Below are 23,121 nucleotides of genomic sequence, written 5' to 3' on the forward strand. Positions count from 1 at the left end.
GCGGGAGGCTGTGATACAATCAGACCAAACGGAGTTAATCATGCCGTTTGGTCAGACCAAACGCAGCGTTCTGAAGGTATTGTATGAGGCTGTATCAGGAAATAGGAAACGCGTTGCGCGCATCCATCATCAGCGGGGAATACCCGGTCGGCGAACGCCTGCCGCCGGAACGCGATATCGCGACCCAGTTTGATGTCAGCCGCAGCGTGGTGCGCGAGGCGTTGATCATGCTTGAGCTGGAAAAGCTGATCGACGTGCGCAAGGGGTCTGGCGTATATGTTATTGCCCGGCCGCAGGACGTGCCGGGCCATACGCCGCGAACGCTGGATGAAAATACGTTCGGTCCCTTTGAATTACTGCAGGCGCGGCAGTTGCTGGAAAGTGAAATTGCCGCGTTTGCCGCTACCCGGGCCACGAAGGCCGACATCCTGAAAATGCGTCAGGCGATTGAGCAAGAGCGTCGTTCGCTGGCATCAGGCAGCGTGGATGAAAGCGCAGATGAGCAATTTCATTGTTTACTGGCGCAGTCCACGCAAAACAGCGTGCTGGCAAATATGGTGGCGGAAGCCTGGCAAGCCCGAAAGCGTAACCCACTCTGGGCCGGGCTCCATCTCCATACCCAGGATTTCAGTTATCACTGGAACTGGCTGGAGGACCATCAGAAAATTTTGCAGGCCGTGCTTAAGCGCGATGCCAAAGCAGCGAAACAGGCGATGTGGCAGCATCTGGAAAATGTAAAAACCAAGCTGCTGGAAATTTCGGATCCGGACGATCCCGCCTTTGACGGCTTTTTGTTTGACTCAACGCCGGCATTACTGGATGAATAAGACACACTGAAAATATAGCCAGGCCGGTCAGGTAACCCTGACCGGCCTTTTCTTTGCCTGTGATGGCGATGATCAGGCCATCAGCATGGCGCAGGCCTGTGCCGCGCCGTGTCGTTGCAGCGTCAGGTAAGCGTCGCAAACCGCACGTACGAAGGTTTCCTGTTGCGGCAGTTCGTCGCCGAATACCGTCCGCAGGCTCAGCAGGGCTTTCACCCGCGGGATTCCGTCCTCACTGGCGGCGACGGTCTGTTTCAGCGTGTCCAGCATCGGATCGCGGATATCAATGGGCTGTTGCCGATCGTCGATGCCGCCGACGTAGCGCATCCAGCCCGCCACGCCCAATGCCAGGCAGGGAAAGTCATTGCCGTGCGCCAGATGCCAGCGGATGGAGTCCAGCATGCGCTGCGGCAATTTCTGCGTGCCGTCCATGGCGATCTGCCAGGTGCGGTGCTTCAGCGACGGATTGCTGTAGCGCTCAATCAGCCGATCGGCGTACTGTTTCAGATCCACGCCGGTGACGCGCAGCGTCGGCGCCTGCTCGTTGAGCATCAGGCGGTGGGCGGCGGCACGGTAAGCGGGATCCTCCATGCAGTCGTTAATGTGTTGGTAACCGGCCAGATAGCCCAGATAGGCCAGGAAGGAGTGGCTGCCGTTCAGCATGCGCAGCTTCATTTCTTCATACGGCAAAACGTCTTTCACCAGCTCCGCGCCGGCGACTTCCCACTGCGGACGGCCGGCGACGAAATTATCTTCCACTACCCACTGGATAAACGGTTCGCAGGCGATGCCGCAGGGATCGGCTACGCCGACGGCCTGCGCCACTTCATTCAGGGTTTCGTCGGTCGCTGCCGGTACGATGCGGTCAACCATGGTGCTGGGGAAGGTGACGTGTTGTGCAATCCAGGCAGCCAGCTGCGGATCGCGCGTTTCAGCCAGGCCCAGAACCGCATTTTTCACCACGTGGCCGTTTTCCGGAATGTTGTCGCAGGAGAGGACGGTAAACGGCGGCAGGCCGCGTTCGCGGCGCAGGCGCAGGGCTTCGACGATAACGCCCGCCGCCGTCTGCGGCGCATGCGGCTGGGCCAGATCGGCCTGTACCGCGGGGTTATTGAGGTCCAGCTTACCGCTGCCCGGTTCGATGCAATACCCTTTTTCCGTGATGGTCAGCGAGACGATAGCAACCTGAGGCTCGGCCATTTTTTCCAGCACGGCATTGATGCCGTCGAACGTCGGGTGCAGCGATTCATGCACCGAACCGATGACGATCGCCTGGTTTGCCTGCGCGCCTTTTTCCAGCACGGTATACAGGTGATCCTGCTCACGTAGCTGCGTTATCAATGCCTCGCCGCCAAACAGATTCACTTCGCAATAGCCCCAGTCGCCGCCGCTCTGGTTAAGAACCCGGTCGGTCAGCAGCGCCTGATGGGCGCGGTGGAAGGCGCCGAAGCCTAAATGCACGATGCGGCTTTTCAGCAAGCGGCGGTCGTAACGGGGGCGGCGGACATCATCCGGCAATGCGTGGGTGGCGAGATTGTTCATGCTTAGCTCCGTTATAGAAAACAGCCATGGCGGGCCGGCGCAATCCGGCGGCATGGCATGAAGATATTAGACCACTTACGCCGGGAAATCCCTTTTCAGTCTCAGTGAGCGGAAAAACGATCGCTTCTGACGTATATGGTGCGCTTGCAGTCTAAAGTGATATGACAGAAAATAGAATTGGTAGGTCCAAAAATATCGTCTGATCGTGAGTTGGATCAACCAATGAAAACGAAGGCTTTGACAGCAACGGCGCAAACCGTGAAGGTGGCAAAGCAACTATACCGGTGATGATTTGGTATGACAGCATACAGGCAGTATATTTCCGTGTGGCAATGCTGTCTGACAACCTCCGGTAAACCAACAAAACTACCCACTGAGGGGGAAACACAGATGGAACAAACATGGCGTTGGTACGGCCCGAACGATCCCGTATCACTTGACGATGTGCGTCAGGCCGGGGCGACCGGGGTGGTGACCGCACTGCACCACATCCCCAACGGGGAAGTCTGGACGGTAGAAGAAATTGAGAAGCGCAAGGCGCTGCTGGCGGCCAAAAAACTGACGTGGTCGGTGGTGGAAAGCGTACCGGTGCATGAAGAGATCAAAACCCAGACGGGCGACTACCAGCGGCATATCGACAACTACAAGCAATCCCTGCGTAACCTGGGCGCCTGCGGCATCGACACCGTATGCTACAACTTCATGCCGGTGCTGGACTGGACGCGTACCGATCTGGAATACGAACTGCCGGACGGCTCCAAAGCCCTGCGTTTCGATCAAATCGCCTTTGCCGCGTTTGAGCTGCATATCCTGAAGCGCCCCGGCGCGCAGGCGGACTATTCCGCGCAGGAGCAGCAACAGGCGCAGGCCTACTTCGACGCGATGAGCGAGGCGGATGTCGCCAGGCTGACGGGCAATATCATCGCCGGCCTGCCGGGCGCGGAAGAGGGGTATACCCTGGATCAGTTCCGCGCGCGTTTGGCGGAGTACGACGGCATCGACAAAGCGCAGCTGCGCGCGCACATGGCGCACTTCCTGCGTGAAATCGTGCCGGTGGCGGAAGAAGCCGGCGTCCGGCTGGCGGTTCATCCGGACGATCCGCCGCGCCCGATCCTCGGCCTGCCGCGCATTGTCTCGACGATTGAAGACATGCAGTGGCTGAAAGAAACGGTAGACAGCATCAACAACGGCTTCACCATGTGTACCGGTTCTTACGGCGTGCGCGCCGACAACGATCTGGTACGGATGATCGAAACCTTCGGCGATCGTATTCACTTCACGCACCTGCGCGCCACCTGCCGTGAGGAAAACCCGAAAACTTTCCATGAAGGCGATCACCTGATGGGCGACGTGGACATGTACTCGGTGGTGAAGGCGATCCTGAGCGAAGAAGATCGCCGTCAGCGCGCCGGCGATACGCGGCCGATCCCGATGCGTCCGGATCACGGGCACCAGATGCTGGACGACCTGAAGAAAAAGACCAATCCGGGCTACTCTGCAATCGGACGCCTGCGCGGCCTGGCGGAAGTCCGCGGCGTGGAGCTGGCGCTGAAGCGCGCTTTCTTTCCTGAGCTGAAGTAACGGCGAACGGAAGTAAACATGAAACCCTGCCTTTGCGGCGGGGTTTTTTATTGGCAGTGAAAATGAAACGTCCCGGGCAGAGCCGGGACGTTGTAATGATCGTTGCTGATATCCGTCGGAGCGTTATCAGAAGGCGTCATTATCAGAAGGCATAGTTAAAGCCGACGCCATACAGCCATGCAATACCTTCAGAACGGAAGGTGTAAGGGCCTTCGTTAACGGTGACGTGCTTACCGTGCATGTAAGAGACGCCGACATCGACAGAAGCGTCTTTATTGAAGGCGTAAGAGGCACCGGCGCTCAGCCACAGACGATCCTGATCCGGAATCGAGATCGAACGGGTCGAGGCGGGAACCGGGCTGTCATCGAACGCGATACCGCTGCGGAAGGTCCAGTTATCGTCATAGAAGTAAGTGGTACCCAGCGCGATGCGGTAAGCATCTTTGAAGCCTTCATCTTTATAGAACAGCGTTTGGCCGTTGCCGGTCGCTTTCAGCTCCTGGAACTGGCTCCAACTGGTGTAGGCCAGACTGTAATGTACCGCCCACTGTGGTGCGACGCGGTGGTAACCGGAGACTTCCCACATTTCAGGCAGGTTCAGGGTCAGAGAACCGCCCATGGTGTTACCGTCGGTGCCGTATGGCAGGCCGGCGGGTTTATAAGCCGGTGGCAGGTTGTTGATCATGGAAGGCAGATCGCTGCGGTAGTTACCGTCAAAATCAACCTTCACTTCGGAACGGTAGGTCAGGCCGAAGCGGTTTTTCTCATCCACCTCATACAGAATGCCCGCATTCCAGCCATAACCCCAGGCGTTACCGTTCAGGTGGGCAATTTTGGTGTTATTGGGCAGGCCCAGCGCTGCGCCGCTTTCGCCGGCGTAACGCTCAATTTTGGCTTTGGCGTAAACGGCATCGAACCCAACGCCGAAGCTGAAGTGATCGTTGAGGCGATAAGCCGTGCTCAGGTTAAAGTTACCGGTGGTCAGGTCGGTGGTGCCGCCATAAGGACCGGCGGTGTAATGGTTGGAGAAATCCGTCGCCAGGCCGTAGTTGGACGTTATAGAGGCGCCCAGCGCCCACTGATCGTTAACCGGATAGATAAAGTGCAGGTTAGGCACAACGGCGCTGTCCGCGATGTTATCCGCGTTCAGGCTGGCGCCGCTGGGGGATCTGCCGCTGATGTCTACGTTCGGGGCGATGAATACCACGCCGCCGGAGAAAGAAGGACGATCAAACATCATCATGGTAGCCGGGTTACGGCTGCCGGAGGCTGCTGTGTCTGCCATGGCTCCTTCACCGGAATAAGCACGGCCTAACCCAATGGCCGAAAATTCATTCAACTGGAAGCCCGCCGCATGGACGTTTGCTGAAACGATTGCCACTGCAATGGCTAATGCCGACTTTGTAAACAGGTTTTTCTGGCGCATGACCGAAACCTCATGTGTCTATTTTATAAACTATGTTACGCGCTGTAACAAAAGAAGCGCGGATTGTAGAGTCCGTGAGTGATCCGACAAATCAGACCAGTGAGAAGAGTATAGGTCCGAGCCTTGTAGTTGTTGCAAGAATGTTTCATAAATTAATCAACTTTGATCTAAAAAAAGAGATCGGGGTAACAAAAATACGCACAATAGCAAAGTTCGTATTACATATCGGCAGCATTATTCATGCGTAAATGTGATTTTACTCACTTAATGGGGTTCGTTTGCGTTGAAGCTAGTCTCTGAACCGGGAGAGGCGTAAAATACGTACGGAATTTATATTTTTTGAGCCGGATCATAAATTGGCAACTATTCAGGCCAATTTGACCAGCGAGGAGAGAGTTGAAATGACTGATGCAATCAAAACATGTAACGCACAGGAAACTGCCGCCTGCTGCTGCGTGGACGTAGGCACCGTAATGGATAACAGCGACTGCACTGCTTCCTATCATCATGTTTTTGAAACAGAAAATGAAGCGAAAGCGATGCTGGAAATGCTGACGACGAAGGCGCGCGCAGTGGAATCAGAGCCGTGCAAAATTACCAGCACCATCGCCAAAGAAGCCGACGGCTATGCATTAACCGCGGATTTTCTTTTTGACTGCCAGGCTGAAACGCTGATTTTCCAATTAGGTCTGCGTTAATTTCCGCAAATTAACGAATAAACGCGGTCTTTATGGCCGCGTTTTTTATTTCCTGCTTCCGCCACTTATTTTCCTTTCCGGGTCTGTGCGACCGCCCGCATATTTTCGCTTTCTCTGTTTGCCAGATGTAAAAAAATAGTTAATGATTCTGTTATCAGGTCTGACCTGTTCAACAATGATGATTTTTTCTTTTTTTAGCAGGAGCGAATGATGAGTCAATCACATTCTCTGGTGACGCGGGCCGGTGACAGGATCGCCATCGTTGAGGGGCTGAGGACGCCTTTTGCCCGCCAGGCGACGGCATACCGGGGGATCCCCGCGGTGGATCTGGGGAAGATGGTGGTCAGCGAGCTTCTGGTGCGCAGCGGCGTGGCGCCTGAACAGATCGACCAGGTGGTCTTCGGGCAGGTGATCCAGATGCCGGAGGCGCCCAATATTGCGCGTGAAATCGTGCTGGGAACCGGCATGAGCGTGCATACCGATGCCTACAGCGTATCGCGTGCCTGCGCCACCAGCTTTCAGGCCGTTGCCAGCGCGGCGGAGAGTATCGCTGCCGGAACGGTGAACGTGGCGATTGCCGGCGGCGCGGATTCCTCATCAGTGCTGCCTATCGGCGTGAGCAGGGCGCTGGCCCTGACGTTGGTAGACATGAATAAGGCCCGCACGCTCGGGCAGCGGCTTAAATTGCTGAGCCGCCTGAAGCTGCGCGACCTGCTGCCGGTTTCACCGGCGGTGGCGGAATACTCCACCGGACTGCGCATGGGCGACAGCGCGGAGCAAATGGCCAAGAGCCATCATATTTCCCGTGAGGCGCAGGATGCCCTGGCGCACCGTTCTCATCAGCGCGCGGCGCAGGCCTGGCGTGAAGGGCTGTTGCGCGATGAGGTGATGACGGCGTTTGTTCCGCCATACCGGCAATCGTTGGATCAGGATAACAACGTGCGTCTGGATTCGGAGCTGGCGTCATACGCCCGCCTCAAACCGGCGTTCGATCGCCGCCACGGCACCGTTACCGCGGCCAACAGCACGCCGCTGACCGACGGCGCGGCGGCGGTGCTGATGATGAGTGAATCGCGTGCGGCGGCGCTGGGGCTGACGCCGCTGGGGTATTTGCGCAGCTTTGCCTTCAGCGCCATCGACGTGTGGCAGGACATGCTGCTGGGGCCGGCCTATGCGACGCCGCGGGCGCTGGCGCGCGCGGGCATTACGCTGGCGGATCTGACGTTGATCGACATGCATGAGGCCTTCGCCGCACAAACGCTGGCGAATGTGAAAATGTTCGCCAGTGAGCGCTTTGCCCGCGAGAAGCTGGGGCAGGACGCGGCGATCGGCGAAATTGATATGGAAAAATTTAACGTATTGGGCGGCTCGATTGCCTACGGGCATCCCTTCGCTGCGACCGGGGCGCGAATGATCACCCAAACGCTGCGCGAACTGCGCCGCCGGGGCGGCGGCCTGGGGCTGACGACCGCCTGTGCGGCCGGCGGACTGGGCGCGGCGATGATTCTGGAGGTGGAGTGATGTCAGCAGCAGAGCATTCTGTGCAAGCACAGCAGCCATCCGTTGAAAACGGCGGAGCGTTTCAGCTTGAGGTGCGTCCCGATGGCATTGGCATCATCACCATCGACGTACCCGGAGAGCGGGTGAATACCCTGAAAGCGGAGTTTGGCGGGCAGGTTGAGGCGATTTTGCAGCAGGTGGCGCAAAGTAACCTGGAAGGGCTGGTGATTATTTCGGGGAAACCGGATTCGTTTATCGCCGGCGCGGACATCACCATGTTGGCCGCCTGCACCTCTGAACAAGAGGCCAGAACGCTGGCGCAGAAAGGGCAGGTTATCTTTTCGCGCCTGGCCGGGCTTTCCATTCCCGTGGTCGCCGCCATTCACGGCGCCTGCCTCGGCGGCGGGCTGGAGCTGGCGCTGGCGTGTCACCGCCGGGTTTGTTCCCTCGACGATCACACCGTGCTCGGCTTGCCGGAGGTACAGCTCGGGTTGTTGCCGGGCTCCGGCGGCACCCAGCGTTTGCCGCGCCTGATCGGGGCGTCGCGGGCGCTGGATCTGATTCTGACAGGCCGCCACCTGCGGGCGCGTCAGGCGCTGAAATCAGGATTGGTGGACGACGCGGTGCCGCAGTCGATTTTGCTGGAAACGGCAATCGCCATGGCAAAACAGGGCTGGTATACCCGGCCCCGCTTACCGGCAATGGAGCGCCTGCTCAGCGGCCCGCTCGGCCGCAGCCTGCTGTTCTCTATGGTGCGTAAAAAAACGCTGGCGAAAACGCACGGCAACTACCCGGCGGCGGAAAAAATTATCCACGTGGTGCGTCAGGGGCTGGAGTACGGCAGCACGCAGGGCTATGAAGAGGAAGCCCGTGCGTTCGGGGAATTGGTGATGACGCCGGAATCCGCCGCGCTGCGCAGCCTGTTTTTTGCGTCTACCGCGCTGAAGAAAGAACGCGGCGCACAGGCGGAACCCGGCCCGCTCAAGCTGGCCGGCGTGCTCGGCGGCGGCCTGATGGGCGGCGGTATTGCCGCCATCACGGCGACCCGGGCGGGAATTCCGGTACGCATCAAGGACATCAGCGAGCAGGGGATTAACCACGCGCTGAAATATTGCTGGGATCTGCTGAGCAAGCGCGTCGCCAAAAAGCGAATGAGCAACGCGCAGCGTCAGAAGCAGATGCAACTGTTGTCAGGCACGCTGGATTACAGCGGCTTCAGCCACCTCGATATCGTGATTGAAGCGGTATTCGAAGATTTGGCGCTGAAGCAGCGAATGGTGGCGGACGTTGAGCAATACGCCGCGCCGCGGACGGTATTCGCTTCCAATACCTCTTCGTTGCCGATTCATCAGATTGCGCACGGCGCCCGGCATCCGGAGAAGGTCATCGGGCTGCACTATTTCAGCCCGGTGGACAAGATGCCGTTGGTGGAAATTATTCCCCACGCCGGCACCAGCGAACAGACCATCGCCACGACGGTGGCGCTGGCGCAGCGGCAGGGGAAAACGGCCATCGTCGTGGCCGACCGGGCCGGATTCTACGTGAACCGCATTCTGGCGCCTTATATGAGCGAGGCGGCCCGCTGCCTGCTGGAAGGCGAGCCGGTGGAGACGGTCGATCGCGCGCTGGTCAAATTCGGTTTCCCGGTGGGGCCGTTTGCGTTGCTGGACGAGGTCGGTATTGACGTCGGCACCAAAATATTGCCGGTGCTGGTGAAAGAGCTGGGCGACCGCTTTGCCGCGCCGGAGGCATTCGAGCGTCTGTTGCAGGACGATCGCAAAGGCCGCAAGAATGGCCGGGGCTTTTATTTATACGGCAAGGGGAAACGGGACAAGGCGAAAAAAGCCGATGCGGGTGTCTATCGCCTGCTCAACGTATCGCCTTCCGCCCGTATGGGCGAGGAGGCGATCGTGCAGCGTTGCGTGATGCTGATGCTGAACGAAGCGGCCCGCTGCGTGGAAGAAGGCGTGGTGCGCAATGCCCGCGACGGGGATATCGGCGCGGTGTTCGGCATCGGTTTTCCGCCTTTCCTGGGCGGGCCGCTGCGCTACATCGACACGCTGGGCGTCAGCCGGGTGGTAGAGACGCTGCGGGCGCTGGAGCAGCGCTATGGCGAACGTTTCGCGCCCTGCGGGCGGCTGTTGGATATGCAGCGGGAGGGGCGTAAGTTTCACGTGGAAACGTAAATATTCCGGCAGGAGTGTGACCCGGATCACCGCCCTGGATTCCTGACGAAGCGGGGTTCTGTACACGCCGGCAAGGTCACGGTAGTTTAGCCGCAAGTGCGTTCAGGGCGAATTGAGAGTATAGTTCGTCACCATGGACAAAAGTTAATCAACGGGCTTCCGACGTTGACGATCCGGTGTTGTGCGCGCCCGCAGGGGATGCGCGGTTGATGCGGAAAAGCGCATTAATTGAATGTGAAATCAGGCCGAACGCCCCGTTTACGGGGCGTTCGCCACGAATAGCGGTGTTCTATGCAAGTTTTGATAATGCGTCACGGCGAGGCGGCGATCGCAGCCGCCAGCGATGCGGCCAGGCCCCTGACCGTTCGCGGGCATGATGAGTCAGTGCAGATGGCGACCTGGCTGCGCGCGCAGTCTTACGCGATCGATCGCGTACTGGTCAGCCCCTACCTGCGGGCTCAGCAAACGCTTTCTGCCGTGCACGAAGTATTAACCCTGCCGGAAACGGCGGTGACCCTTCCCGAACTGACGCCCGGCGGCGATGCTGGCATGGTGGCCGGTTATCTGGAAATGCTGGCGCGCGAAGGGGCGGAAACGGTGCTGGTGGTTTCGCACCTGCCGCTGGTCGGGTATCTGGTTTCCGCGCTGTGTCCGCAGGAAACGCCCCCGATGTTCGCGACCTCGGCGATTGCCGAAGTGACGCTGGATAACGAAGGGGAAAACGGCGCGCTGGAGTGGCAGGTCAGCCCGGCGCACCTGTTGCTGAAAGCCTGAAAAACGCCGCGTAAAAAATAACGCCTGTCGCCCGACAATCTCTCCGGAGCCGCGCCCTGAAGCGGCTCCGGCGCGTTTACGCGGTTACCGCTCGTCCTGTTCCACCAGGATCAGCAGCGCCGCATCTCCCCCCCATTCCCGCGAAGCCTGATGGAAGGCGATCACGTCCGGATGCTGCGCCAGCCACAGCGGCGTTTGCTGCTTCAGCACGTGTTTGCCGTGCCCGTGCATCACGCAGGCGCAGTAAACATGCTCGCGCCGGCAGGCGGCGATCATTGCGCCAAGCTCCTGCTTGGCCTGCATCTGCGTCAGCCCGTGCAGATCAAGGAACAGATCGGGCACGTAATCTCCGCGGCGCAGCTTTTTCAGCTCAAAGTGACTGGTTCCCGGCCGGACGTAGCGGGTCGGTCCTTCGTCGTCCAATTGCGGCTGGAATTCATCGGAAAAATAAAACGTCGCGTCGATTTGTTCCTGCAACAGCTTGCGCGGCGCGATCTGGCGCACCGGCCGGCGGGGAGGATGAGTGATGGTATCCTGCTTCAGCCTGCGCACCCGGCCTACGGACTCCCTGAACAGGGCGGCATCTTCAGGAGTAATGGTTTTGCGGTTTTTCATCGTTTGAAATAAGAAATTACGGGCTATTTCCTCAGTGTACCCTTATCCGGCGCTCCGGCTAAACAGAAAAGTCGCGGATCGCATGCGTGACGGGCTGATTTGTTGCCGGCTTCATGGCAAACTACCGGATTATTTTCCCCGATTTACAGATACAGTCATCCCGCCGGAGGGTAATTTGGATAAGATTTTCGTCGATGAAGCGGTCAATGAGCTGCACACCATTCAGGATATGTTGCGCTGGGCGGTCAGCCGGTTTAATGCGGCGAACATCTATTACGGGCACGGCACCGACAACTCCTGGGATGAAGCGGTGCAACTGGTGTTGCCGACGCTCTACCTGCCGATGGATATTCCCGAAGATATGCGCACCGCGCGCCTGACCCTCAGCGAGCGCCACCGCATCGTGGAACTGGTTATCCGCCGGGTCAATGAGCGTATTCCGGTCGCCTACCTGACCAACAAGGCCTGGTTTTGCGGGCATGAGTTTTACGTGGATGAGCGCGTGCTGGTGCCACGTTCGCCCATCGGCGAGCTGATTGACAACCGTTTCAGCGGCCTGATTCAGCACGAGCCGGCGCATATCCTGGATATGTGCACCGGCAGCGGCTGCATCGCCATTGCCTGTGCTTACGCCTTTCCGGAGGCCGAGGTGGACGCGGTGGATATCTCCACCGACGTACTGGCGGTGACCGAGCAAAACATTCAGGCCCACGGCATGGAGCATCAGGTTACGCCCATCCGTTCTGATCTGTTCCGCGACTTAACGGCGTTGCGTTACGACCTGATCGTCACCAACCCGCCTTATGTCGATGCGGAAGACATGTCCGACTTGCCGCAGGAATACCGCTTTGAGCCGGAGCTTGGCCTGGCGGCGGGCACCGATGGCCTGAAGCTGGCGCGCCGTATCCTGGCCTGCGCGCCGGATTACCTGACGGACGACGGCGTGCTGATCTGCGAGGTTGGCAACAGCATGGTGCACCTGATTGAAGAATATCCCGATATCCCCTTCACCTGGCTGGAGTTCGACAACGGCGGCGACGGCGTTTTCATGCTGACCCGTCAGCAACTGGTGGATTGCGCGGCGCATTTTTCCCTGTACCGGACCTGATCCGCACGCATCACATTGAAAAAAATAACTAACGGTATTGCAAACAACGACATCGTAAACGACAGAATAACGGTAAGGAGCCGTGCATGGCAGGTAACAGCATCGGGCAGTTTTTTCGGGTCACCACGTTCGGCGAATCGCACGGCGTCGCGCTGGGTTGCATCGTGGACGGCGTTCCGCCGGGCATTGCGCTGACGGAGGAGGACCTGCAACACGATCTCGATCGTCGTCGTCCGGGAACGTCGCGCTATACCACGCAGCGGCGCGAACCGGATCGGGTGCGCATTCTTTCCGGCGTATTTGAAGGAAAAACCACCGGCACCAGCATCGGCCTGTTGATTGAGAATACCGATCAGCGCTCTCAGGATTACGGCGAGATCAAGGATCTGTTCCGTCCGGGGCATGCGGATTATACCTACGAGCAAAAATACGGCGTGCGTGACTACCGCGGCGGCGGCCGTTCTTCGGCGCGTGAAACCGCGATGCGGGTGGCGGCGGGCGCTATCGCCAAAAAATATCTGGCGGAGCGTTTCGGCGTGCGGGTGCGCGGCTATCTGGCGCAGATCGGCGATGTCCGCTGCGAACTGAAGGATTGGGATCAGGTGGAACAGAATCCTTTCTTCTGCCCCGATCCGGATAAGCTGGAGGCGCTGGACGAGCTGATGCGCGCGCTGAAAAAAGAGGGCGACTCCATCGGCGCGAAGGTCACCGTCGTGGCGGAACGCGTGCCGGCCGGTTTGGGCGAGCCGGTGTTCGACCGGCTGGATGCCGATCTGGCCCACGCGCTGATGAGCATCAACGCGGTGAAAGGGGTAGAGATCGGCGATGGCTTTGCCGTGGTGAACAAGCGCGGAAGCGAGAACCGGGACGAAATTACCCCGCAAGGCTTTCTGAGCAATCACGCCGGCGGCGTTCTGGGCGGCATCAGCAGCGGGCAGGACGTTGTTGCGCATCTGGCGCTGAAGCCGACGTCCAGCATTATGGTGCCCGGCCGGACGATCAACCGCCGGGGCGAGGCGGTGGAAATGGTAACCCGCGGGCGACACGATCCCTGTGTCGGGATCCGCGCGGTGCCGATTGCCGAAGCCATGATGGCGATCGTCTTGATGGATCATTTGCTGCGCCAGCGGGCGCAGTGCGCCGACGTTGTGTGCGACGTACCGCGTTGGTAAAGGGAATAATAAAAGGAGCGGTGAGAATGAAGAAAGCCTGGTGGGCAGGAGCATTGATGCTGGCGGCATCGGCATCATCAGGGGCATTAACGCCCTGGCAAAAGATTGATCATCCGGTCGCCGGCGCGCCGCAGGCCATCGGCGGCTTTGCCAACGGCTGCATCGTTGGCGCGAATCCGCTGCCGTTGCAGTCGGCGACGTATCAGGTGATGCGTGCTGACAAACGCCGTTATTTCGGCCACCCGGATCTGCTGGCTTTTATTGATCGCCTGGGGCAGGAAACCAGCCAGCGCGGAATGGGGCAATTGCTGATCGGCGATATGGCGATGCCGGCCGGCGGGCGCTTCAGCAGCGGCCACGCCAGCCATCAGTCCGGGCTGGACGTAGATATCTGGCTGCAACTGCCGAAACAGCGCTGGACCCAGCAGCAACTGCTGAAACCCCAGCCGGTGGATCTGGTGGCGGTAAACGGGCGCAACGTGATTGCGCGCCTGTGGCAACCGGAAATCGGCGAGCTGATTAAGCTGGCGGCGAAAGATAAAGATGTGACGCGTATTTTCGTCAATGCGGCCATCAAGCAGCAACTGTGCGATACCGCCGGCGCCGACCGGGAGTGGCTGCGTAAGGTTCGCCCCTGGTTCGCTCACCGGGCGCACATGCACGTTCGCCTGCGCTGCCCGGCAGACAGCGCGAGCTGTGAAGATCAAACGCCGCCGCCGGCCGGCGATGGCTGCGGCGCCGAGCTGGCCAGCTGGTTCCAGCCGCCGCCTCCGGGCAGCAAACCGACGCGGCCTTCCACGCCGCCGCCGTTGCCGGCCGGTTGCCAGGTGCTGTTGGATACCCACTTTAACGGCGGTTGAGTTTTCTGTCTGACGCATGATTAACCCCGGCAGGATGCCGGGGTTTTTTACGTTTCGGAAGAGTTTATTTTTAGCGCATGAAAGCGTAGTCTGTGCGACGATTTTTCACCTTTCTTGCGTCATTTTTCAGGCTGGGAACATGGACTTACTGTCGTTAACGCCCTCATTGCTGGGGATCCTGTTTGCCGTCGCCATTGTGGCCGGTTTTATCGATTCCATCGCCGGCGGCGGCGGTCTGCTCACCGTTCCCGCCCTGCTGGCCGCCGGGCTTCCGCCGGCGCAGGCGCTGGCGACCAATAAGCTTCAGTCCGTCGGCGGTTCGTTTTCCGCCAGCCTCTACTTCGTGCGGCGCAAAGTGGTCAATCTGGCCGATCAAAAGCTGGTGATTGCGCTGACGTTTGCCGGATCAGTCATCGGTTCGCTGATGGTGCAGCATTTACAAGCCGATATTCTGCGTCAGTTGCTGCCGTTGCTGGTGATCGGCGTCGGGATCTATTTTCTGCTGACGCCGCGCCTGGGCGAGTCCGATCGCCAGCGCCGCCTGTCGTGGGTGCCGTTTGCGATTATCGCGGGCGGGGGCGTCGGGTTTTATGACGGTTTTTTCGGGCCGGGCGCCGGTTCCTTCTATGCGCTGGCTTACGTGACGCTGTGCGGCTTCAATCTGGCAAAATCCACCGCCCATGCCAAAGTGCTCAATTTCACTTCTAACCTCGCGGCGCTGCTCTGCTTTGCCCTCGGCGGGCATATGGTCTGGTCCGTTGGATTGGTGATGCTGGTTGGTCAGGTGATCGGCGCACGTATGGGCGCGCGTATGGTGCTGAGTAAGGGGCAGCGCCTGATTCGTCCGATGATTGTGGTGGTTTCGTTTGCGGTGAGCTGCAAGCTGCTGTATGACAATCACGGCAGCGAGATCGCCGCCTGGTTCGCGAACTTTTTCTAGCCACGCCTGACGGGGTTGTCCCGGCTGATGGCCCGTGCGACAATCCATACAGGTAAGCAGCGCCGGGAGTGGCGCTGTTTTTGATTTTACTCACATGTCGTAACGCTATGCAGCCCACAGAGAACACGCATCACTATCAGGACCTGATTGATATCTTCGGCCGGTGCTTTGCCGATGATTACCACACCCGGCTGGAGAAGGGAGAAGATGAACCTGTCTACCTGCCGGCGGATGACGAATTTCCCTATCACCGCATCATTTTCGCCCACGGATTTTATGCCAGCGCGTTGCACGAAATTTCACACTGGTGCATTGCGGGCGCGGAGCGCCGTAAGCTGGTTGATTTCGGCTACTGGTATTGCCCGGACGGACGCGATGCGCAAACTCAGGCGCAGTTTGAGGTGGTGGAGATTAAGCCACAGGCGTTTGACTGGCTGTTTTGCGTCGCGGCGGGATATCCGTTCAACGTCAGCTGTGACAATCTGAACGGGGATTTCGAACCCGATCGCATTGCCTTTCAACGCAAAGTGCATGCGCAGGTGATGGCGTATCTGGCGGAGGGCATCCCGCCCCGGCCCGCGCGCTTTATTCAGGCGCTGCAATCGTTTTACAATACGCCGCCTTTGACGGCAGACATGTTTCCGTATCCGCAAGATTTACATTAACAGTAAGAGGACTCCCGATGATCGCAGAGTTTGAAGCCCGCATTCTGGCGCGGATTGACGATATGGTAGAACACGCCAGTGATGATGAGCTGTTTGCCGGCGGTTATCTGCGCGGGCATTTAACGCTGGCGGTGGCGGAGCTGGAAGGCGGAACCGGGCACGGCGCCGCCGAGCTGGACGCGGCGGTACAGGAGAGCCTGGCGAAAGCGATTAATGCCGGCGAGCTTTCTCCGCCGGACCAGGCGTTGGTTCAGAATCTGTGGGCGCGCCTGTATCAGGATGCCGTTCAGGCCTGACCCTCTCTTTAACGCGGCGCATCTTCCGATGCGCCGTTGGCTTATGCCGGTTTCCCCTTCAGCAATTTTCTGACCCACATCCGGTTAGGGTTGAGCGCATCCAGAACGGGCTGCGCCAGCGGCAGCGGTTCGCCGCAAATCTGCGCCGCCAGCACTTCCGCACACAGCGGGGCGCTGCACAGGCCGCGTGAGCCCAGGCCGCCGATCATAAAAAGATCCGGATAGACCGGCGCGGGCGCGACGTTCTGCGGCTCCCGGCTGAGTTTTTTCAACTGTGCATAATGTGTCAGCGTCGCGGCGTAATCCGGCACCGCGCCCACCATCGGCAGATGATCGCGTACCGCGCAGCGCACGCCGGCACGGGCCTGATCCGCGCTGATATCCACCTCCTGCGCCCATGCCGCCTCTGGCAGGCAGTCCAGCAAGCGGGTGCGGTTTTCCTCTTGATCGGAACGCCGGTACGCTGTGTCTGTCTGGTTGCGCTGGTAGCTGGCACCGATGCAGTGCAGGCCGGTGGCGGGATTCACCGGCGTAAGATAGCCGTCGTAGCACAGTACCTGCCGCAGGCGGCTCAGGGCCGGCGTGTCGGGAATATGGCTGACCTGACCGCGCACGGCGTAGAGCGGCAGCGGAGCCGTTACGTCAAACCCGGTAATTTCATGGCCGTTCGCCAATACCACGCAGGGAGCGGCATGGCGCCCGCCGCTTTCCGTTTCCAGAAGCCAGCATTCATCCCGGCGTTGCAGCGCCCGGATTCGGGTTGCCGGGTAAACAACGGCGCCGTTGCGTTGTGCCAGCGTAACGGCCGCGCGGGTTAACTGCGCCGGGCAAAGCCAGCCGCCGTCCGGATAACAAACGCCGTCATGAAAAACGGGTAAACCGCACAATGGCTCCAGCGTTTGCGCATCGGCCGGAAAACACAGCGTTTCCGGCCAGTTACCCGTCGTGATGCTGTGCAGCTTTTGCGTGCTTTTTTCATCCCATCCTAACTGCGTGACGCCGCACCACTGGTGGTCGAATGCGCATCCTTCCTGCGCCAGTTGGTCGTAACGGCGGCGGGCAAAGGAAAATGCGGCGGTGAAGAACTGCTCCAGCGCGTCATTCTTCCCGTTTAGCAATGGGTACAGCGCGCCTTGCCGGTTGCCGGACGCGCCTTGCCCCGGCTCATTGTCGGCATAGTAGAGGGTGACTCTGGCACCGCGGCGCAGCAGGGCGAGGGCGGTCAGTGCGCCGGCGATGCCGCCGCCGATAACGGCGACGTCATGCGGGTTGCCGGCGGCAGGGCGGCTGAACCAGGGGGCGGGATCGGGACGGGCTTCATCATACTGTTTTACGCCGGCCAGCATTTCGCGCTTGTGGCCGAATCCTTTGATTCTTTCCACCAGGAACCCCGCCTGCTGCAACCCGCGGCGCACAAAGCCGGCGGCGGTAAACGTGGCGAACGTGCCGCCGGGCGCAGCCAGTGACGCCATGGCCCGGAACAGGGCGTCGGTCCACATATCCGGATTTTTCGCCGGGGCGAAGCCGTCGAGGAACCAGGTATCGATTTTACCGTGCAATGCGGCGGGCAGGGCGGGAATGCATTCATTGACGTCGCCGAACCACAAATCCAGCGTGATGTGTTCTTCCGCCAGCAATACCCGGTGGCAGCCGGGCAGAAGCATCGGCCAGCGGGCGCGTAATTCGGCGCTGAAAGCGGCAAGTTCCGGCCAATGCTGGTGCGCAGCCGTTAAATCATCCACCCTGAGCGGAAATTTTTCAAAACTGATGAAATGCAGGCGCTTTAATACCGAATCCGGATTTTCGCGGCGAAAATCGATAAATGCCTGCCAGAGCGCCAGGAAATTCAAGCCGGTACCGAATCCGGTTTCCGCGACAATAAAGACGCTTTCCTGCCAGGTTTTCCAGCGTGATTCCAGCCGGTTTCCCTGCAAAAAGACATAGCGGGTTTCCAACAGGCCGTTTTGATTAGAGAAGTAAACGTCGTCGAACTGTTGGGATACAGGTGTACCCTGTTCATTCCAGCTCAGCGTGGCGCTTTGGATGGCAGAGTGGCTCACGGTAGATTACTCCTGATTCAAGTCTGTAGCGATTTTAACGGGCATTTATCGGGGCGGCAAATGGCGTGCCATCTGGTTCAACCACATCTGATCGGACTTGCTCAGCGTACATCTGTACGCTAAAGTGCGAATCAAAATCGTGAATGGTTTAACGCTTAACGAGGTAATAGATGAAACGTGCAGTGATTACCGGCCTGGGGATCGTCTCGAGCATCGGCAATAACAAGCAGGAAGTACTGTCCTCTCTGCGGGAAGGGCGCTCGGGGATCACCTTTTCCCAGGAACTGAAAGATTCCGGGATGCGTAGTCACGTATGGGGTAACGTCAAGCTGGATACGACGGGACTGATCGATCGCAAGGTCGTGCGTTTTATGAGTGATGCGTCTATTTACGCTTATTTATCTATGGAACAGGCGATTGCAGACGCCGGCCTGCCTGCTGAGGTGTATCAGAATAACCCGCGCGTTGGCCTGATTGCCGGCTCCGGCGGCGGCTCTCCGCGTTTTCAGGTGTTCGGCGCCGATGCAATGCGCAGCCCGCGCGGTCTGAAGGCGGTCGGTCCGTACGTTGTCACAAAGTCCATGGCTTCCGGCGTTTCCGCCTGCCTGGCGACGCCGTTTAAAATTCACGGCGTGAACTATTCCATCAGCTCTGCCTGCGCAACCTCCGCGCACTGTATTGGCAATGCGGTTGAACAAATTCAGATGGGCAAGCAGGACATCGTGTTTGCCGGCGGCGGCGAAGAGCTGTGCTGGGAAATGGCCTGTGAGTTTGACGCGATGGGCGCGCTTTCCACCAAGTTTAACGATACGCCGGAAAAAGCTTCCCGTACCTATGACGCCAGCCGTGACGGCTTCGTTATCGCCGGCGGCGGCGGTATGGTGGTAGTTGAAGAACTGGAGCATGCGCTGGCGCGCGGCGCGCACATTTATGCCGAAATCGTCGGCTATGGTGCGACCTCCGACGGCGCTGATATGGTTGCGCCTTCGGGTGAAGGTGCTGCGCGCTGCATGCGTATGGCGATGCAGGGCGTCGAGACCCCGATCGATTACATCAACGTGCACGGTACTTCAACGCCGATCGGCGACGTGAAAGAACTGGGCGCTATTCGTGAAGTGTTTGGCGACACCACGCCGGCGCTCTCTTCGACGAAAGCAATGACGGGTCACTCGCTGGGTGCTGCCGGGGTGCAGGAAGCCATCTATACCCTGCTGATGGCGGAGCATGACTTTATTGCCCCGAGCATTAATATCGAAGAACTGGATGAACATGCTGCGGGAATGAACATTGTTACCGAACCGACTGAACGTAAGCTGACAACGGTAATGTCTAACAGCTTTGGTTTCGGCGGCACCAACGCAACATTGGTGATGCGTAAATATACCCAATAATGTTCTGATGTGAATGAACTACCGATAAAGACCCGCTTTAAGCGGGTCTTTTAATTGATATCGCTGAAGAGTCGATTATCCGGAAGTAAGTGATTGGATAAAACGGAGTATTACCCTCAGACCCTTATACTATTACAGATGATGAATACTTGGGCTGAGTAATATTTATAGAGTTGTAATAAAAATATTTTAGTTATGTAATTGTCAGGAAGTGTTCAATATTAAAACAACGATCAGGTGAACGTTTCACCGTTTGTTCGTTTTCACACCGTTATAATCAACCTCCCCGGCACTTATCAATTAACAAGCGCTTAATGAACTCACATACGTTTGCGTACTTCTCCGCCTTGGTTTTACTGCGCTGAGCGGTGAAGCGTTCATTATCTACGTAAATGAGGTAGTTGTTGTCTTCAATGATGAAGCGCAGCGGGATGTCGAAGAACGCAGAAGGCGTTTGGATAGGATCCTCAGAAATACCTGTGCGAATTAGGAAGTCTATTCCCATATCATCACCCAGGCTTTGATTAAGCTTCATTTTAGCGATGGGGTGGGGGATGTTTTCAGGAATGCCTATAACGACGCGCGGCGTCTTTTCTGTTTGCCAACTACCGCCAAGAAAGAGTGATTTCTTGTATTCATTGAATAAATGCTCGATTTCACGGATGATTTCGCCTTCAATAGCTTTATGACGATTCACCGTGCTTTTTAGCGTGTTACACAAATCGCTATAGGTAATGCTCTTAATGTTCTTCCGTAAATGCCGATTATTATTCACTTCCATTATTCATTGCCTGTTTAGATTACCCAATGATCTGATTGAACTGAAACCACAGACATGCGGCAGGAAAGGCTATCCTGCTTGCGCCTGTCGGAGCTAAAAAGATGCTAGGTTAAGAACTTTACTAATCATAGCTGAATTTAGCCTTACGTCAATTGCCAGATACTTAATGGATCATTATAAAACCTTTCAATATGGTTCTTACGCTTGCGCCTTTTCATTAGGAATTAATCACCTAATATGGAGATAATTCTTATTAAGAATTTTCTTATCATTGTAAAAATAGGACTTTACCTAAAAAGAAGATGCCTATGAATGTTAATAAATGGTTTCCATACGAATTTAGGCTTTTTTTCTCTCCGGGTTGGCGCCGGCAAGATCGCCGTATCGCCCGTCTGTCATACGTTAGAGGGGAGGCCGGCGGTGCAGCGCCGGGCAGGCGGCAACAAAAAACCCGCCGAAGCGGGTGGATGAGGTAAGGCTAACAATTAAGGAAATAGTATGAAAAATGCATTGTCAGTCAATGATAGGTATCTTGAATGTACCCGGCAAATGTAAAGAATGCATTTGCGTGTTAGTTAACATATTGATGGGGATGTATCAGGAATCATCATCAATACGCATTCGCTGAATAGTCTGATGAGTGTAAAAATGGTGGTTTTTTCTTCTGATAATCACCCCAATGGGCAATATTCTGAATTTAATGGCACCGCGCCATAAAAAATAAAAAAGAAACCGCGCAAATCGCGGTTTCTTGATTAATGACGGAATTAATTATCGCTATTAAGCTTTCGGCGCCGGTGCTGCTGATTTTTTAGCCTTTTGGTGCTTTTTAGCCGCCTGGGCTTTCTGAGCTACCGGTTTTTTAGTGTGTTTAGCTTTTTTGGCTGCCTGAGCTTTCTGTTCTGCGGCCGGTTTAGCGCTTTTCTTCTGATGTTTCTTTGCTGCCTGAGCTTTTTGCTCGGTAGCTGCTTTTTTGTGGTGCTTGGCCTTCTTACTGTGTTTGGTGGTTGCCGGTGCTTTGGCAGGCGCAGCAGCAGACTGCGTGGCAGCCGCCGTGTTGGCAGGCGCAGCGGCGGTATCCGCGGCGAAAGCGACGGAAGACAGACCCATGGTGGCGGCAACGATCAGAGCTAAGACTTTTTTCATTTTCAACTTCCTCAAAGGATTCGTTTTTCAGTAAGCCCCGTTGGTGGAGCCGTTGAAATAGATACTAAGAGGAAGCGGGCGCGTTTTCCGTATGTGTTTGGTGTCGGTACGTAACAGCATGTACAAGCCGTACAAACCGCCGTCAGGGCTGGGTTTCCGCTTGCAGCCAGCGGGCAATCACGCTGATGATATACCGCTTTTCTTCTTCATTCAGCGCCTTTCCCTGCGCAATGCCGTGCCATTTCGCCAGGCAGCCGCGGCAGCAGGTGGCGGTGGCGTGTTGTGCGACGAATACCGGGTGGCCGCGCATCGGCGTCTGTTTGCCGTCGTTGGCAGGCACAGGTGGGGCAAGGCGGGCTTCAATGAAGTCGCGGGCATGCGACAAAATGACGTCCGTTCCTTTATTGTCAAAATAGGCGCGATCTTTGGCGTTGAGATGAAACTTCATCCGGAAGGGCGAACATTGCAGGCGCGCCCAGACCCTATCGATATTTGTGTTCACGGTTCATTCATCGTGTGCGTTGTGTTGCTCCGCGCGTTGCCGCGCGGGAGGGGGGGAAACCGTAACACGATCCCGCATTCACCGCGGGAAAGCAAGGCGCAATGCGGCGTTTATTCTTCCTGACCGCAGGCGTGCGCCTGCGGAACGGGCGCTTTACGACGCAATTTCAGCGGGGTACGCAGGCGTTGAGCTAAAACCACGCCCAGCAATGCAATGCCGCCGCCGACCAGGTGATAAGCATGTATCTGCTCGTGCAGGAACAGCACGGCAATAATCGCGGTGAAGATCGGCGTCAGGTTCATAAATATCGAGGCCGTGTTGGCGCCGAGCCGGATAACGCCCTGAATCCACAGAAACGGCGCCAGAATGGAGGCCGGAATGCCGGCGAATGCGACCAGGGGAATATTGCGCTCATTCAGCGTAACGTCCGGCGCCAGCAGAAAGCCCGGCAGCAGAAATATCACACCAAACAAAATCTGCACATACAGGGACTGCCAGTTAGACAGCGGAATTTGCCAGCGCTTGGTTAACACGCCATATAACGCATATGAGGCGGAGGCGGCAAACATCATCAGTTCACCGCGGCCGATCCCCTGCTCCAGCAAGCGGTACGGATTTCCCTGACTGATCAGCCACACCAACCCGCAGAACGACAACACGCCGCCGACGGCAATGCCCAGCGTGGGCGTTACGCGCAGCGCCACGATGCTCAGCAGCACCGTCATCAGCGGGATCAGCGAACTGATGATGCCCATCAGCAGGGCGCTGACGGTATGCGCGGCGTAATAGGCCAGGCTTTGATAAAGCACCATTCCCAGCAGGCCCAGAATCAATAATTTTCCCAAGTGGGGGTAAATTTCCCGGCGGTTGCGTATCACGCCCGGCAGCAATAATGGGGTTAACACCAGGAGCGCCAGCAGCCAGCGGTAAAATGAAATGGCGGCGGGGTCGATGGCGCCGGCGGAAATTTTACTGACGATGGCGTTGACGGACCAAATCAGGACCGCCAGCAGCGGGAAAAATGCATTCATGATAATAATTCTCATCTTTATGT

21 protein-coding genes are annotated in these 23,121 nt (G+C 57.6%); 13 read left to right on the forward strand and 8 right to left on the reverse strand.

All coding sequences use genetic code 11. The features are described from left to right. The first annotated feature begins 83 nt into the window (after positions 1-83). Positions 84-827, forward strand: coding sequence for an FCD domain-containing protein (locus tag C8D90_RS15065; RefSeq protein WP_115459291.1), 744 nt, complete (start codon positions 84-86; stop codon positions 825-827). Between the two features lie 72 nt (positions 828-899). Here the strand turns inward: C8D90_RS15065 and C8D90_RS15070 are convergent, their stop codons facing one another. Next, positions 900-2,366: a mannitol dehydrogenase family protein gene (locus C8D90_RS15070; RefSeq protein ID WP_115459292.1), complete on the reverse strand. Its 1,467-nt coding sequence runs from the start codon at positions 2,364-2,366 to the stop codon at positions 900-902. Positions 2,367-2,756: 390 nt separating this feature from the next. Between C8D90_RS15070 and uxuA the strand changes: the two genes are divergently transcribed. Further along, entirely contained in the window at positions 2,757-3,947 is a 1,191-nt protein-coding gene (gene uxuA / locus C8D90_RS15075) for a mannonate dehydratase (protein ID WP_115459293.1), read from the forward strand. Between the two features lie 142 nt (positions 3,948-4,089). On the opposite strand, the gene fadL is transcribed toward uxuA, so the two are convergent. After that, positions 4,090-5,373 carry a long-chain fatty acid transporter FadL gene (gene fadL, locus C8D90_RS15080; protein WP_115459294.1) on the reverse strand — a complete coding sequence of 428 codons (1,284 nt, stop codon included), beginning with the start codon at positions 5,371-5,373 and terminating at the stop codon, positions 4,090-4,092. A gap of 401 nt (positions 5,374-5,774) precedes the next feature. Between fadL and C8D90_RS15085 the strand changes: the two genes are divergently transcribed. From C8D90_RS15085 to sixA, 4 genes are all read left to right on the forward strand, one after another. Further along, positions 5,775-6,071, forward strand: a complete 297-nt coding sequence (locus C8D90_RS15085) for a YfcZ/YiiS family protein (protein ID WP_115459295.1) — start codon at positions 5,775-5,777, stop codon at positions 6,069-6,071. Positions 6,072-6,281: 210 nt separating this feature from the next. Continuing rightward, positions 6,282-7,592 (forward strand): acetyl-CoA C-acyltransferase FadI, encoded by a 1,311-nt coding sequence (fadI, locus tag C8D90_RS15090; RefSeq protein WP_115459296.1) that lies wholly within the window; start codon positions 6,282-6,284, stop codon positions 7,590-7,592. Further along, positions 7,592-9,757 carry a fatty acid oxidation complex subunit alpha FadJ gene (gene fadJ, locus C8D90_RS15095; protein ID WP_115459297.1) on the forward strand — a complete coding sequence of 722 codons (2,166 nt, stop codon included), beginning with the start codon at positions 7,592-7,594 and terminating at the stop codon, positions 9,755-9,757. The genes fadI and fadJ overlap by 1 nt, the downstream gene beginning before the upstream one ends. Positions 9,758-10,048: 291 nt before the next feature. Next, positions 10,049-10,531: a phosphohistidine phosphatase SixA gene (gene sixA / locus C8D90_RS15100; RefSeq protein WP_115459298.1), complete on the forward strand. Its 483-nt coding sequence runs from the start codon at positions 10,049-10,051 to the stop codon at positions 10,529-10,531. Between the two features lie 84 nt (positions 10,532-10,615). Here the strand turns inward: sixA and smrB are convergent, their stop codons facing one another. Beyond that, positions 10,616-11,146 (reverse strand): endonuclease SmrB, encoded by a 531-nt coding sequence (gene smrB / locus C8D90_RS15105; RefSeq protein WP_115459299.1) that lies wholly within the window; start codon positions 11,144-11,146, stop codon positions 10,616-10,618. Positions 11,147-11,321: 175 nt separating this feature from the next. On the opposite strand from smrB, the gene prmB reads away from it, so the two are divergent. The 6 genes from prmB (at position 11,322) to C8D90_RS15135 (ending at position 16,187) form a co-directional block, all read left to right on the forward strand. After that, positions 11,322-12,254, forward strand: coding sequence for a 50S ribosomal protein L3 N(5)-glutamine methyltransferase (prmB, locus tag C8D90_RS15110; RefSeq protein ID WP_115459300.1), 933 nt, complete (start codon positions 11,322-11,324; stop codon positions 12,252-12,254). Between the two features lie 86 nt (positions 12,255-12,340). After that, a complete protein-coding gene (gene aroC, locus C8D90_RS15115) occupies positions 12,341-13,426 on the forward strand; it encodes a chorismate synthase (protein WP_115459301.1) in 1,086 nt (361 codons plus the stop codon). A 26-nt stretch (positions 13,427-13,452) separates the two neighbouring features. Beyond that, positions 13,453-14,286 (forward strand): penicillin-insensitive murein endopeptidase, encoded by an 834-nt coding sequence (gene mepA, locus C8D90_RS15120; protein WP_170143780.1) that lies wholly within the window; start codon positions 13,453-13,455, stop codon positions 14,284-14,286. A gap of 139 nt (positions 14,287-14,425) precedes the next feature. Beyond that, the gene (locus C8D90_RS15125; RefSeq protein WP_115459303.1) at positions 14,426-15,226 is read left to right on the forward strand and encodes a sulfite exporter TauE/SafE family protein; all 801 of its coding nucleotides are present in this window, start codon (positions 14,426-14,428) and stop codon (positions 15,224-15,226) included. Positions 15,227-15,333: 107 nt separating this feature from the next. After that, the gene (locus C8D90_RS15130; protein ID WP_115459491.1) at positions 15,334-15,891 is read left to right on the forward strand and encodes an elongation factor P hydroxylase; all 558 of its coding nucleotides are present in this window, start codon (positions 15,334-15,336) and stop codon (positions 15,889-15,891) included. A 17-nt stretch (positions 15,892-15,908) separates the two neighbouring features. Further along, entirely contained in the window at positions 15,909-16,187 is a 279-nt protein-coding gene (locus tag C8D90_RS15135) for a YfcL family protein (RefSeq protein ID WP_115459304.1), read from the forward strand. Positions 16,188-16,228: 41 nt separating this feature from the next. On the opposite strand, the gene mnmC is transcribed toward C8D90_RS15135, so the two are convergent. Next, entirely contained in the window at positions 16,229-18,247 is a 2,019-nt protein-coding gene (gene mnmC, locus C8D90_RS15140) for a bifunctional tRNA (5-methylaminomethyl-2-thiouridine)(34)-methyltransferase MnmD/FAD-dependent 5-carboxymethylaminomethyl-2-thiouridine(34) oxidoreductase MnmC (protein WP_115459305.1), read from the reverse strand. A gap of 170 nt (positions 18,248-18,417) precedes the next feature. On the opposite strand from mnmC, the gene fabB reads away from it, so the two are divergent. Continuing rightward, positions 18,418-19,638 (forward strand): beta-ketoacyl-ACP synthase I, encoded by a 1,221-nt coding sequence (gene fabB, locus C8D90_RS15145; protein WP_115459306.1) that lies wholly within the window; start codon positions 18,418-18,420, stop codon positions 19,636-19,638. A 277-nt stretch (positions 19,639-19,915) separates the two neighbouring features. Here the strand turns inward: fabB and C8D90_RS15150 are convergent, their stop codons facing one another. The 4 genes from C8D90_RS15150 to C8D90_RS15165 all read right to left on the reverse strand — a co-directional run bounded on the left by C8D90_RS15150 (position 19,916) and on the right by C8D90_RS15165 (position 23,098). After that, complete coding sequence (locus C8D90_RS15150) at positions 19,916-20,419, reverse strand: hypothetical protein (RefSeq protein WP_115459307.1); 504 nt, start codon at positions 20,417-20,419, stop codon at positions 19,916-19,918. Positions 20,420-21,199: 780 nt separating this feature from the next. Beyond that, positions 21,200-21,565, reverse strand: coding sequence for an acid resistance repetitive basic protein Asr (gene asr, locus C8D90_RS15155; RefSeq protein WP_115459308.1), 366 nt, complete (start codon positions 21,563-21,565; stop codon positions 21,200-21,202). Positions 21,566-21,707: 142 nt separating this feature from the next. After that, a complete protein-coding gene (locus C8D90_RS15160; RefSeq protein WP_115459309.1) occupies positions 21,708-22,067 on the reverse strand; it encodes a DUF4186 domain-containing protein in 360 nt (119 codons plus the stop codon). Positions 22,068-22,177: 110 nt separating this feature from the next. Beyond that, positions 22,178-23,098 (reverse strand): DMT family transporter, encoded by a 921-nt coding sequence (locus C8D90_RS15165; RefSeq protein WP_115459492.1) that lies wholly within the window; start codon positions 23,096-23,098, stop codon positions 22,178-22,180. Positions 23,099-23,121: the final 23 nt, after the last annotated feature.

The organism is Enterobacillus tribolii, from assembly GCF_003363015.1.
Lineage (GTDB): Bacteria > Pseudomonadota > Gammaproteobacteria > Enterobacterales > Enterobacteriaceae > Enterobacillus > Enterobacillus tribolii.

Excerpts from the sequence above, each read along its gene's own strand:
- fadL (WP_115459294.1), bottom strand. The coding sequence starts at position 5,373 with ATGCGCCAGAAAAACCTGTTTACAAAGTCGGCATTAGCCATTGCAGTG.
- C8D90_RS15065 (WP_115459291.1), top strand. The coding sequence starts at position 84 with ATGAGGCTGTATCAGGAAATAGGAAACGCGTTGCGCGCATCCATCATC.
- uxuA (WP_115459293.1), top strand. The coding sequence starts at position 2,757 with ATGGAACAAACATGGCGTTGGTACGGCCCGAACGATCCCGTATCACTT.
- mepA (WP_170143780.1), top strand. The coding sequence starts at position 13,453 with ATGAAGAAAGCCTGGTGGGCAGGAGCATTGATGCTGGCGGCATCGGCA.
- fadI (WP_115459296.1), top strand. The coding sequence starts at position 6,282 with ATGAGTCAATCACATTCTCTGGTGACGCGGGCCGGTGACAGGATCGCC.
- C8D90_RS15150 (WP_115459307.1), bottom strand. The coding sequence starts at position 20,419 with ATGGAAGTGAATAATAATCGGCATTTACGGAAGAACATTAAGAGCATT.
- aroC (WP_115459301.1), top strand. The coding sequence starts at position 12,341 with ATGGCAGGTAACAGCATCGGGCAGTTTTTTCGGGTCACCACGTTCGGC.
- C8D90_RS15165 (WP_115459492.1), bottom strand. The coding sequence starts at position 23,098 with ATGAATGCATTTTTCCCGCTGCTGGCGGTCCTGATTTGGTCCGTCAAC.
- fabB (WP_115459306.1), top strand. The coding sequence starts at position 18,418 with ATGAAACGTGCAGTGATTACCGGCCTGGGGATCGTCTCGAGCATCGGC.
- C8D90_RS15085 (WP_115459295.1), top strand. The coding sequence starts at position 5,775 with ATGACTGATGCAATCAAAACATGTAACGCACAGGAAACTGCCGCCTGC.
- asr (WP_115459308.1), bottom strand. The coding sequence starts at position 21,565 with ATGAAAAAAGTCTTAGCTCTGATCGTTGCCGCCACCATGGGTCTGTCT.
- sixA (WP_115459298.1), top strand. The coding sequence starts at position 10,049 with ATGCAAGTTTTGATAATGCGTCACGGCGAGGCGGCGATCGCAGCCGCC.
- C8D90_RS15135 (WP_115459304.1), top strand. The coding sequence starts at position 15,909 with ATGATCGCAGAGTTTGAAGCCCGCATTCTGGCGCGGATTGACGATATG.
- C8D90_RS15125 (WP_115459303.1), top strand. The coding sequence starts at position 14,426 with ATGGACTTACTGTCGTTAACGCCCTCATTGCTGGGGATCCTGTTTGCC.
- fadJ (WP_115459297.1), top strand. The coding sequence starts at position 7,592 with ATGTCAGCAGCAGAGCATTCTGTGCAAGCACAGCAGCCATCCGTTGAA.
- C8D90_RS15130 (WP_115459491.1), top strand. The coding sequence starts at position 15,334 with ATGCAGCCCACAGAGAACACGCATCACTATCAGGACCTGATTGATATC.
- C8D90_RS15070 (WP_115459292.1), bottom strand. The coding sequence starts at position 2,366 with ATGAACAATCTCGCCACCCACGCATTGCCGGATGATGTCCGCCGCCCC.
- smrB (WP_115459299.1), bottom strand. The coding sequence starts at position 11,146 with ATGAAAAACCGCAAAACCATTACTCCTGAAGATGCCGCCCTGTTCAGG.